The sequence below is a fragment of the Aliidiomarina taiwanensis genome (assembly GCF_003987015.1).
In the GTDB taxonomy this organism is placed as follows: domain Bacteria; phylum Pseudomonadota; class Gammaproteobacteria; order Enterobacterales; family Alteromonadaceae; genus Aliidiomarina; species Aliidiomarina taiwanensis.
On record NZ_PIPQ01000003.1, the window covers coordinates 190269 to 202174 of the forward strand.

Here is an 11906-nt window from a genome sequence, read left to right on the forward strand (position 1 = left end):
AATATAACATTTACACTATATAGCTATTTTAAAAATAGCCTTAACCGAATACTCCCACGAGCATGAAGTGCTGTCAACCAGGCATTTCATGTTGTCGGAGCAGCCGACCAAATATCGACTTTTATCAGCACAAATGCCGACAGAATGTCAATATACTGCGACAAAAAAAGCCGCCCCGTAAAGGGCGGCTTAGTTCATTTTATAATTCTCAGTACGTCAATACCTTAGCTGCTTAGAAGCGCTGGGTGTAACGAACGTAGGCTACACGGCCGTAGGTGTCGTACAAGCTAAAGTTGTAGTCACGGCTACCGTCCGCATATTGAGAACCCGCTAAAGGTGCTAATTTAGGTAGTTTTTCAAATACGTTTTGAACACCTAAAGTAACTTTACCATCCCATGGCGTGGTGTAGTTAAATTGAACATCATGGGTGGTGTAGCTACCCATATTGCCACAACGTACTAAGTCCACGCCTGCGGCTGGCTCATCACACAGCATTTTGCTGCTGAAGGTGCCATCGTCACCCCGTCCGTATACAGAAGTGTATTGGGTTCCAATGAAGTTAATGTTCCACGCAAAAGAGTAATCGCCTTTCGACCATACGTTGTTAATGTTTAAACGCTGTTCTGGACGACCTGGGTCTTTCACTGTGTTACGACCACCGTCTACTTTGTGCTCAAGCACGTGCGACAACTGGATGTTATTTGTCACGCGGCCCATAGCACCTAAGTCAAAGCGCGTACGCACATTGAAGTCTAGCCCTGCGCTGGTCAGCGTACCTTCATTGGCATAACCACGAATAATTTCTTTAATGGTACCATCTGCGTTACGAGTAACACCTAAGCCAGCAGGAATCGGGTCACCTGTTCGTTCACGACGAATGAGCGTGTCTGAGCTGAATGAGCGAATGCGGTTATCAATCTCAATGTTATAATAATCCGCGGTTAGGTTTAACCATTCAGTTGGCTGGTATGCAACACCAAGCGCCATTTGCGTTGAAGTTTCTGACTCAAGCTCTGGGTTGGCAATGCTATAAGCGTCAATTTGACATGTTTTATCTGCATCACCTACTAACACTTCACAGGTTGCTGCATCGCGCACTGTGTCCGCAGAATAGGCTTTTTCTTTGGTCAAGATATCTAAACTTGGCGCTCGGAAACCTTTCCCGTAAGAGGCTCTTAGTAAAACATTTTGAACCGGCTGGTAGCGCACGCTCACCTTCGGCGAGAAGTCGGAACCATAGTCCGAATAATCGTCAAAGCGGCCCGCTAAGGAAAGCTCTAAGTCGTACGTCACAGGCACTAACATCTCAAAGTAAGCAGCGTCCACAGAACGGCTACCACCTGAAGAGCTACCCGCGGTTCCACCTACAAGGCCCGCTTCCGATTGCGAGTCCAATTGGTTGTTGTAGTATTCATCACGAGACTCAACACCCACAAAGCCTTGTACAACGCCACCGTCCATTTCGAACATATCGAAACCAACAGAAGCAAACACTTCGTCAATGTTAAACTCTGAAATACGTGTAGTGGTTACTTGGCCTGCAGCAATCACGTCTGCTGGGTTGGCACTTGGGCTTTGAATGTCGTAACCAAAGCGGCATGCATTTGGGTTGAAGCTACCATCTGCACAGTAACCTGGGTTAAAGTTATTCACATTATCCCACGCGTTTTTGGCTGCTAGGTAACCGAAACCAAGCTCAATGCTCTTGTTACGTACACGGCGCGCACCAAAGTCTACGTCATAGTCACCCACCCGGCCTTCTAAACCAACCAAGAAGTCCACGTTTTCGTTGTTCACTGTTCTGTCACGGTTGCCCATAGCGGCAAAACGGTGACGGAATTCAACTTCCACTTGGTCACCTGTCCACTCGTATGGAACTGAGTTTGGGTTACGTGGGTCATACATCCAAGCATTTGGGTTGGTTGGGTTGTTATAGCTGTCCACTGGGGTAATTAAGCTAGGTGTACCGTTTCTGTCCGGTGCTGGAGCATAACGACCGAACGACTCCGTTTTAGCAAAGCTACCATTAGCAAACAAAGTCCAGTTGTCGCTGAAGTCATGACGTACTTTTGCGAACAAAGACTCATTCGACGTGGACGCTTCTTTGGCGTTCGTTGCGTTAAAGTTGTAACGGCAACGGTTTCCGCTTTCAAAGAAGTTTTCATCACGGCAACCATTCGGTACTGGGTTATCCCCCCCAAAGGTAAAGTCACCATCATCGTCAACGCCCTTCACTGGGCGCCAGTTGTTACCTGAAATAGAGGCTCCTGGCACAACCCACGGGAAATCACGCTCAAAGATAATTTCACGCTTGTTCCAAGACACACCACCTAACACACTCGTAGTATTGCTTGAAGAACCAAAAACCAGTGAACCATTTTCACGGTCACCGCCGTCTTCCGGTACGCTTACTGAACCTTTACCCAGGCTCAGCTCTACTCCGTTAAAATCACGACGGGTAATAACGTTAATCACACCACCAATAGCGTCTGAACCGTATACGGCAGAAGCACCATCAGAAAGAATTTCAATACGTTCAACTGCACCCATAGGGATAGAGTTTAAGTCTTGTGAAGAACCCGTAGAAGGCGACATAGTTAAACGACGGCCATCGACAAGTACCAATGTACGGCCTGCACCTAAACCACGCATATCAACTGAGCTAACGCCTTGAGCTGAAGAGCCTGAACGAGGACGAGCCGAACCAGCTGTATTAAACGTAGTATTACGAATTAATTCCGCAGCAGACATTTCGCCCGACAGTTCAATAGCTTCACGATCAATAACAGTAACAGGCAACGCACCTTCCATGTCTGTGCGCTGAATACGTGAGCCTGTTACTTGTAGTCGTTCAATTTTCTTTTCGCTGTCTGCGCTTTCGTCCTGTTTGCTTTCTTGTGCATATGCGGCGCCTACACTGACAGTAGCGCCAGCACCCAACACAAGTGCTAAACGAATTGAATTCGCAATTTTACTTCTCAGATACATACTACTTACCTCTGATTGATACAAACAAGTTAATAGCACGGAGGCTATTAACGAACGCGCAGCATCTTAGAGGAAGAGCTATTCTTTAACAAGTTCGTCATGTGCCAATTGACTGACAAGAATTTTAGTCAATACATAAATTGGCCACTCGTGGCGCAATAAAAGCCATTCATCGTAGCGCCCATAAAAAAAGCCAGCTCAATGAGCCGGCTTTTTAGTCTTAACTAAGAAAACTTAGTATTAGAAACGTTGGGTGTAACGAACGTAAGTTACACGGCCATACGCATTGTACAGGTTGAAGTTATAGTCACGGTTGCTGTAACCATACTCACCACCCGCTAATGGCGCTAACTTAGGTAGCTTCTCAAATAAGTTTTGAGCACCCACTGTAACTGCACCATTCCAAGGCGTATTGTAGGTTAACTGTAGGTCATGCGTTGTAAACGTACCTACGTTACCACAGCGAATAAAGTCTATACCTGCACCAGGATCGTCACAGCTCGGGAAGGTACCGTCATCTTTACGAGCTTCAGAGCGTGTGTACTGAGTACCAATGATATTGATGTTCCACGCAAGCGTGAAGTCCGCAATGTTCCACTGGTTCTGTACGTTGGCACGGAACTCAGGTGTACCCATGTCAAGTACGTAGTTACGGCCACCGTCAACAGACTGGTCTAGGATATGAGAGTACTGGAAGTTAGAGCTTAGAGTTCCCATGTTACCCAAATCAAAGTTGGTGCGTAGGTTTAAGTCGAAACCAGAAGTTTCAAGCGTACCTTCGTTACCATAGCCAGCTGTTACTTTGCTGATAACATCCAATACAGTACCGTCATTAAGTGTTACTTGGTTACGCTCAACACCTAGACCTGATGGAATTGGGTCACCCGCCGCAGAACGGTCAATCAGCGTCTGTGCTGAGAACGAACGAATACGGTTTTCAATTTCAATGTTGAAATAGTCAACTGTCATGTTCAACCAGTCTGTTGGCTGATATGCCACACCAAAAGCCATCTGTGTTGATTGCTCAGAGTTTAGGTTCGGGTTAGCAATGTAGTACGTATCTACTTGACATTCTTTTTCCGGGTCACCTGCCAGAAGCGTACAGCTGTCTTTATCGCGAACACCTTCAGCAGAGAACGAGGTTTTCTGCGTTAAAATGTCAAGTGTTGGCGCACGGAAACCTTTACCGTATGAACCACGTACTAGTAGGCTTTCGAGTGGCTGCCAGCGGAAGCTTACTTTCGGCGAGAAGTCTGAACCGTAGTCAGAGTAGTCATCGAAACGGCCTGCTACAGACACTTCTAAGTCATAGGTTACAGGTAGTAAGAACTCAAAGTACGCAGCGTCTACTGAACGGCCACCACCAGCAGAGTTACCAGCAGAACCACCCACTAAACCAGCTTCAGACTGAGAGTCATATTTGTCAGAGAAGTACTCGTCACGGGTTTCCACACCAAGGAAACCTTGAACCATACCACCGCCAATTTCCATCACGTCAAAACCAACAGAGGCAAACATTTCGTCAATGTTGAACTCAGAGATACGTGACGTAGTAACAACACCAGCAGCTAGAACGCTAGCTGGGTTCTCAGATGGACGCTGTAGGTCATAACCAAAGCGACAGTTTACGGCGTCAAACGAACCGTCAGAACAATAACCTGGGTTAAAGTCTACAACGTTTGACCAAGCTGTATTAGCTGCTAGGTAGCCGTTACCAATCTCGTAAGTTTTGTTACGTACACGGCGTGCACCAAAATCAACGTCGAACGAACCAATACGACCTTCAACACCCACTAGGAAGTCAATGTTTTCGTTGCTTACTGTGGTGTCACGGTTACCCATGGCTGCGAAGCGGTGATAATGAATACCAGGTAAGTTAGGACCAACAACTGCTGGGTCATAAGCAACGGCGTTCGGGTTGTTTACCGCGTCATACATCCAAGCATTCGGGTTGGTTGGGTTATTGTAGCTATCAGCAGGCGTGATTAAGCTGGGGTAATAACCGTTCGTGTCCGGTGCTGGTGCGTAACGACCAAATGACTCAGTTTGCGCAATGCTTGCGTTCGCATACATGGTCCAGTCATCGTTAATGTCGTGACGTAGTTTAGTGAACAATGACTCGTTCGCTGTCGACGCTTCGTTCGCGTTGGTTGAGTTGAAGTTAAAGCGGCACAGGTCACCGTCTTCGAAGAAGTTTTCATCTTCACAGCTGCCCGGCATTCCAATGTAACCACCAAACGAACCACCTTGTAGCGAACGCCAGTTGTTACCGTAGATAGAACCACCTACGCCAACCCATGGGAAGTCACGCTCAAAAATGATTTCACGTTTGTTCCAAGAAACACCACCAATCACGCTGGTTGTGTCACTTGAAGAACCAAACACTACAGAACCGTTTTCACGATCACCGCCTTCTTTTGGCGTGCTTGGTTGTGCTTTACCCGTCATTATCTCAACACCGTTGAAGTCGCGACGAGTAATAATGTTAATTACACCACCGATGGCGTCAGAACCGTATACGGCTGATGCACCATCAGAAAGAATTTCAACACGCTCAATTGCACCCATAGGGATTGAGTTCAAGTCTTGTGAAGAACCTGTTGAAGGTGACATGGTTAGACGGCGGCCATCGACTAGTACTAGCGTACGGCTTGCACCTAGACCACGCATGTTCACCTGACTCACACCCTGTGCAGAAGAACCTGACACTGGGCGGAAAGAACCACCACTGTTAAACGTGGTGTTACGTAGTAGCTCTGCCGCTGACATCTCACCAGAAAGCTCAATGGCTTCACGGTCGATAACTGTTACAGGCAAAGCGCCTTCCATATCTGTACGCTGAATGCGTGAACCAGTTACCTGGATACGCTCTACGCGCTCTTCTGCTTTCTCTTCGTCGCTCGCTGCGTCTTGTGCTACGGCAACACCACTCATGGCAGTTGCTGTTGCACCAAACATTAGCGCTAAACGAATAGACTTAGCTAATTTACTATTGGTGTGCATGTAAGATCTCCCTGGATCACTTATTTGTGACTTTTAGGTTTATGAGCCTTAGGTTTTTTATATGTAGCAACCCTTGGCCAAGCTTCGGTTAGCAAAACTAACCTATCAACCTCGATACTAATCAAAAAAAAACATAGTGGCAACACCTTGAAACAAGCTTTTGTCACAATATTGTAAAATAATTTCGGTAGGTTAAATATTAATCAGGGTGCATGTTGTTTATACAACCACAAGAACAGAACTAAAAAGAACAACAAAATCAAGAACTTGTCACTAGACACCTGTAACATTTAAGCAACATAAATGTGTTTCTCCACCGCCGCCGCTTCCCCACTTCAGACCAGTGAGTATTTTTGTATAGCAAAGAGTTTAGAACACTTGCGGCTTGTTAACTAATTTTCAGCGACCCCTTTTTTGCATTTATGCGATACTACCCCTCGGCCTTTTTATTACAGGTGAACAACAAAAGCTATGTATACGCCACAAAATGCGAGTCAATTGTTTAAGCAGCTTTATGAAAAAGCAGAAGAAGCACGCTCTGAACTCAGTCGGCCCTGGTTTGACATGACTTTATTTAGTTGCCGCAGTACCGTTATTCGAGACTATGTAGCCGAAGCAGAGCAAACCTGGAAACGGTGTGAACAACTACAAGCGTCTTCTTCTCAGCAACAGTGGCTGCATGAACGTTTAGATCGTCAATTAACCACCTTGGTACAAGCCCTCTACCGTGGAAAGCCACCAAAAGCGTCCAGTTCTGCGCAAATAGCCCAGCAGCAGGAACAGCAACAACAAGCCCTGCGCAATCAACAAAGCAAGGACTTGGTTGCCTTATATCAGCAACTAAAACAGTACAAAGAGTATGAAGTGAGACTGACAGACAACTTGAAGTTGCTGCAACAAGAAGTGAGTGCGTTAGCCCTCGTAAAAAGCGCCACGAAACAGCATCAGGAAAAGCAACAGGAAACGCAACGGCTGTTACTGGTTGCTCAGCAACGATTACAACGCTGCCAAAGGGCAATAGCCGGTGTCGACCGAGCTATTGCCAAAATTGAACGTTAACTCCCACCCCGGCGCAAAGCCTGTTTCACTGGCTCGGGCAAAGGGGGCAACACACGTTTAGGGAGCAGGTAGGTGGCTAGGTTCATAAAGTCAGCAAATACACGGTTACGCTCTGTGGTTTTGCGAAGGTAGTCATGGCCCGACGAGCCACCCGTACCTATTTTGCTACCCAGCATACGCTGCACCATCATGACATGACGAAAACGCCAAATGGTTAGCTGCTCATCTATATCCACCAGGCTATTCAATACTTGCCAAGGTAAGTTAAATACCGGCTCTTCACGGTACATGTATATAAACAAGGCCGCCTGCATAGCGCGCTGTGAAAGCCGCACCCGCCCTTCCGCTTGTATTGCTGCATAGGCTTCTGCGTCAAATAAGGCGTGGAAATTGGCCCGGGTGCCAGCAATCGCTGCTAATTCAGCTTCACGCTCTTCGGCTGTCAGCAACTCATTGCCAGCCACTATCGCTTCGTCGTGGGAAAGCTCTGCTTCTATGGCCTCTTGATAATGCTCCCAAAAGGTAAACTCCGGCATTTCCAAGAAAGGCATACGGCTTAGCCATTCGTCCACACATTGGAATAAGTCCGGCTCTTGCTCCAGTTTCTCTAAATATGCCCGGTCTTCGTCCTGAATGCGGTTATAAAAAGAAGCTTGATCAAAGGCAATACGTTGGTTGCGGTGCAAGCCCAAACTAATTTCCAACTCTTTAAACTGAATGCTCTGAAAGCCGCTGGCAGGCACCAAGTAGTCGCGAAACTCTAAAAAATCCTGCGGCGTCATGGTTTCTATCACTTTAATTTGCTGATTCAACAACTCTTGAATCACCACCACACGATGCAAGCGATGCACCACTGTCATCAAGTGCTCATCAGGCAAATATTCAGCTTTAAACAACCCATGCACCGAACGAAGCTCATGCAACATTTGTTTAAACCAGAGTTCATACGCTTGGTGCACCACAATGAATAAGGTTTCGTCGTGCGCTTCTGGCCCATACTTAGGGCTAACCGGCTGCTGCGCATCTAATAATTTATCTAACTGAAGGTAGTCACCGTAATAAACAGGATCCGGCTTTATCGGTTTATCCGCCATTACTTGCCTGCCTTAGCTGCAATAATAGCCTGCGTTTCTGGGCTCGCGAGCACCTTTAAAAAGTCTTTTAACTCAAGGGCTATGCGCTCTTGTACTGGCTGTGTCGGAGTTTTCATCAACTTTTTGCTTAACCGCAAACTCGCTCTTGGCTTGGCTGCTAAAGCTTTCATGACCGTGGCCGCCGTTAACTCTAACTCAGCAAGAGGCACCACCTTATTTACTAAGTTGTACTCCTTGGCCGCCTGTGCATTCAATGAGTCACCTAATAACAACAACTCGGCGCTTTTTAAATGGCCACATAATAAAGGCAGTAGTTGGCTCGAACCCGCCTCGGGCACTAAGCCCATATCCACAAAGGGCATCACAAACTGTGCTGTATCTGCTGCATACACTAGGTCGCAGTGCAGCAACATGGTCGTGCCAATACCCACGGCAGGGCCTTGCACCGCAGCCACCACAGGCACATGCACCGAAGAGATAGTCGCTAAAAACTGAAAAACGGGCGAATCTGCGGCTAGTTCACCATGGCGTAAAAAGTCGGCCAAGTCATTGCCAGCACAAAACACGTCCCCTTCGCTGCGAATGAGCACAGCCGCAACCTCTTGCTCCCGCGCATTGGCGTCCAGCAAGGCGTCATTCATAATTTGGTACATGTCTTGGGTGAGAGCGTTCTTTTTTTCAGGTCGGTGCAAGTGAATGGTCATGATCCCGTTTTCTTCACTTACTTTAATATGTGGTGCTGTCATCGCTTCCTCGCGCATCTTGTTATGATTGCTTTCCATGTCCCTTTGTACTCTCTCATGGGCCCATAAATCAAGCCGAAGCGCTCGAATTATAAGCAATCACGCCAAGTACACTTGCCACTGCGCTGTGTATCGAGCATAATGCTTCGCGGTGGCCCTGCGGGTCCCCTCGCAACATGAACCAGCGAACCCGGTCAGGCCCGGAAGGGAGCAGCCGTAGTTGGGGTAGTGTGTGCCGGGGTGCGGCTGGTAGGGTCACCACCTCCTTTCTTCGGTTTTTTAACCACCTTCTTCTTTTATTCGCTCCAATAAAAACGCCAAGCTTTCGTTCACTGTGTCCGCAACACGCTTATCCATTTCCGCGCGCTCTTGCGACGACAGAAAAAATGCCATATCCACCGCATTGCGAATATAACGCGGCGGTAACCGGTTCAGCACCAAGCAGCACAGGTCTGCCATAAATTCTTCGTCATAGCGCAGGTGAAGTTCCTGCGCATGAAAGTAGTCCAGAACCAGCTGCTCGTAATAGTTACGAATATCATCGCCTAAGTTCATACTTATCCTCTGCCTTTGTTTTCCCACGCGGCCTTCGAGCCCTTGTATAAGGGTAAAATCAAATCAAGTGCCGAAGGTCCGTCTTCTGGTAATGTTTTTTGGTTGTCCCCAAGAGGCGTTACCCGCTCGCCCCAACGAATTAAGCCTGCACCACAGGTTAAGCCACCGCCAAATACTGCCGACATAATGGTATCACCTGGCTTCACCATACCCGTTTCTAGTGCTTCACAAAAGGCAATAGGTAAAGTAGCCGACGACGTATTACCATACTTCTGAATATTCACCATGGTTTTCCCTTCAGGCACTTTACACATTTTGCCTAAAAAGTCGATTAAGCGCTTGTTCGCTTGGTGCGGTATTAATGCATCAATGTCGTCAACGGTTTTCCCCGTTTGCTTAAATACGTCTTCAATAGCGGCACTCATCCCTTTTACCGCGCGTTTGAAAATTTCTTGGCCTTCAAAATTAAAAGGCATAACACCGTCAAAGTCGTAACGGTCAAAGCCCAAGCCAAAGTCCAGGCTCAGCACGTCGCGGGCATCTGCGTCACAGCTTACCTTTGAAGCCAACAGCCCCACTTCGTTTTCTGAGCTTTCCAGCAGCATAGCGCCCGCACCGTCACCAAACAGCACCGCGCTCTCACGCTTGGTCCAGTCTAAAATTCGGGTTAAACGCTCGGCCCCAATAATAAGCACCTTTTGGTGCATGCCCGCTTTAATAGCACCCGTTGCATAATGCATGGCGTACAGAAATCCACTACAGGCCGCATTCAGGTCAAAGGCCGCCGCATTTTTAGCACCAATATCTTGCTGCACTTTCGACGCCATATTCGGAATAATTTCATCCGCAGTGCACGAAGCAACAATAATGAGGTCGACTTCTGTTGCATCCACGTCCGCTGCTGCTAACGCATTTTCAGCCGCAACACGGGCCATGGTGGAAGTACCAACCGCGCTTACTCGGCGCTCTTCTATACCAGTACGGGTCCGAATCCATTCATCCGACGTATCTAAAAAAGTAGCCAGATCATCGTTGGTCATAATGGCCGGTGGTACACATTTACCCCACCCCGTAATTTCTGCGTATGTCATTATAAAATCCTCTGTAAGCGCCACTTCACTGTGCTTTCTTATGAAAGCCAAAGATGCGGGCGTGACTCATATACACTAATCGTATACCTTAATGGACAGAACAAAAACCCTAAACGAGGCAATGATGTATAAGCACACACCATGTAACCCCTTTTCACTGCGCCCTGCGCTGCTCGCTGCCTGTGCCAGCATGGTTTTACTTAGCGGCTGTAAAAGTACCGAATTTGGTCCTTTGCAAGCCGACCTCAGCACCACACAGCTTGCCAATCAAGCAAGCACACAACAGCCCCGCTTGCCTGCCCAATTAAACGTGGTCGACATGCGACCCCAGCATCATGTGCTGCGTCTCCATTACAAAACGGAACCTGCGCAGTTTGCCACGTTCCAGCAACCTTTAACAATGATCATACAACAACAACTAGCCCCTTACCTTGCTGATCCGACCAATAACCCCCTTCGTTTGCAGCTCAACATACAAGAAGGGCTCTGCGTGGCTGATCAAACTTTAAGCCGTCACGCCATGAACTGTCGCTTCTCGGTGCAAGTTACCGCAAATCAAAGCCGCGGCACCTGGACAAAGACCTACACAGCAACGCGCAACCGCGAAGGCAAACTTAAACTGAAACCAGACTACGTAGAAAGTGACATGGTGGCCATAATGGACACAGCCCTCAGCCACTTCATGAACGACCAAGACTTTAAAGACTGGCTCACTCGGCCTTAACCATTTACCCAAACACCAGACAAGGAGCCCCCATGCGACGCATTAGCATTTTTCTATTTTCCTGTTTGCTCGCCCTCTGCAGCCTTAACTACGCGCAAGCCAGCGACACCCAAGCCGACAATTTGTTTCCTCGGGTTAAGTTTGTCACCAGCCATGGGGACATGGTGGTAGAGCTGAACCGCATGCGTGCGCCCTACACAGTCGAAAACTTTCTGCAGTACGTGGTATCCTGTAGCTACAACAACACCCTGTTTCACCGGGTCATCGACGAATTCGTAGTGCAAGGGGGTGGCTTTGACGCCGAATGGAATGAACTTCCCACGGGCGAAACCATAGTGAACGAAAGCGGCAATGGCTTAAAAAACCGATTCGGCACCATCGCCATGGCCCGCCAGTCCGACCCACACAGCGCTATACGGCAGTTTTACTTTAACGCCAACGACAACGACAGCTTAAACCCAAGTGCCCGCCGTTGGGGTTACACGGTTTTTGGTGAAGTAGTAGAAAACGCCGAGTTATTGCGTACACTAGCGGCTGTTCCAACCGGCTTTCACGAGCCAACCCAGTATGAAAATGTGCCATTAGCGCCGTTACTGTTGCTGCGGGTTGAGCTTTTACCCGCCGAGTTTTAAGTACTACCTTTACACT

General features: G+C 47.8%; 9 protein-coding genes and 1 other RNA gene. 4 read left to right on the plus strand and 6 right to left on the minus strand.

What is annotated here, in order from left to right; all coding sequences use genetic code 11:
• Positions 1-232 precede the first annotated feature (232 nt).
• Complete coding sequence (locus tag CWE15_RS07590; protein ID WP_126757478.1) at positions 233-2989, minus strand: TonB-dependent receptor plug domain-containing protein; 2757 nt, start codon at positions 2987-2989, stop codon at positions 233-235.
• 240 nt (positions 2990-3229) lie between these two features.
• Positions 3230-5992 carry a TonB-dependent receptor plug domain-containing protein gene (locus CWE15_RS07595; protein WP_126757479.1) on the minus strand — a complete coding sequence of 921 codons (2763 nt, stop codon included), beginning with the start codon at positions 5990-5992 and terminating at the stop codon, positions 3230-3232.
• 471 nt (positions 5993-6463) lie between these two features.
• On the opposite strand from CWE15_RS07595, the gene priC reads away from it, so the two are divergent.
• Complete coding sequence (priC, locus tag CWE15_RS07600; RefSeq protein WP_126757480.1) at positions 6464-7051, plus strand: primosomal replication protein PriC; 588 nt, start codon at positions 6464-6466, stop codon at positions 7049-7051.
• On the opposite strand, the gene CWE15_RS07605 is transcribed toward priC, so the two are convergent.
• Together CWE15_RS07605 and CWE15_RS07610 are read right to left on the minus strand one after the other, a co-directional pair.
• Positions 7048-8145, minus strand: coding sequence for a tryptophan 2,3-dioxygenase family protein (locus CWE15_RS07605; protein ID WP_126757481.1), 1098 nt, complete (start codon positions 8143-8145; stop codon positions 7048-7050). The two genes, priC and CWE15_RS07605, sit on opposite strands and share 4 nt — an antisense overlap.
• Positions 8145-8891 carry an enoyl-CoA hydratase-related protein gene (locus CWE15_RS07610; protein ID WP_126757482.1) on the minus strand — a complete coding sequence of 249 codons (747 nt, stop codon included), beginning with the start codon at positions 8889-8891 and terminating at the stop codon, positions 8145-8147. The genes CWE15_RS07605 and CWE15_RS07610 overlap by 1 nt, the downstream gene beginning before the upstream one ends.
• Before the next feature lie 155 nt (positions 8892-9046).
• Here CWE15_RS07610 and ffs point away from each other — a divergent pair.
• An RNA gene (gene ffs, locus CWE15_RS07615) (signal recognition particle sRNA small type) lies at positions 9047-9143 on the plus strand.
• A 24-nt stretch (positions 9144-9167) separates the two neighbouring features.
• Here ffs and CWE15_RS07620 read toward each other — a convergent pair.
• Both CWE15_RS07620 and CWE15_RS07625 read right to left on the minus strand, forming a co-directional pair.
• Positions 9168-9443, minus strand: a complete 276-nt coding sequence (locus tag CWE15_RS07620) for a late competence development ComFB family protein (protein ID WP_126757483.1) — start codon at positions 9441-9443, stop codon at positions 9168-9170.
• Positions 9444-9445: 2 nt separating this feature from the next.
• Positions 9446-10534 carry a ketoacyl-ACP synthase III gene (locus CWE15_RS07625; RefSeq protein ID WP_198674993.1) on the minus strand — a complete coding sequence of 363 codons (1089 nt, stop codon included), beginning with the start codon at positions 10532-10534 and terminating at the stop codon, positions 9446-9448.
• A gap of 121 nt (positions 10535-10655) precedes the next feature.
• On the opposite strand from CWE15_RS07625, the gene CWE15_RS07630 reads away from it, so the two are divergent.
• Together CWE15_RS07630 and CWE15_RS07635 are read left to right on the plus strand one after the other, a co-directional pair.
• Positions 10656-11258 carry a YajG family lipoprotein gene (locus CWE15_RS07630; RefSeq protein WP_157980733.1) on the plus strand — a complete coding sequence of 201 codons (603 nt, stop codon included), beginning with the start codon at positions 10656-10658 and terminating at the stop codon, positions 11256-11258.
• Between the two features lie 32 nt (positions 11259-11290).
• Positions 11291-11890, plus strand: a complete 600-nt coding sequence (locus CWE15_RS07635) for a peptidylprolyl isomerase (protein ID WP_126757485.1) — start codon at positions 11291-11293, stop codon at positions 11888-11890.
• Positions 11891-11906: the final 16 nt, after the last annotated feature.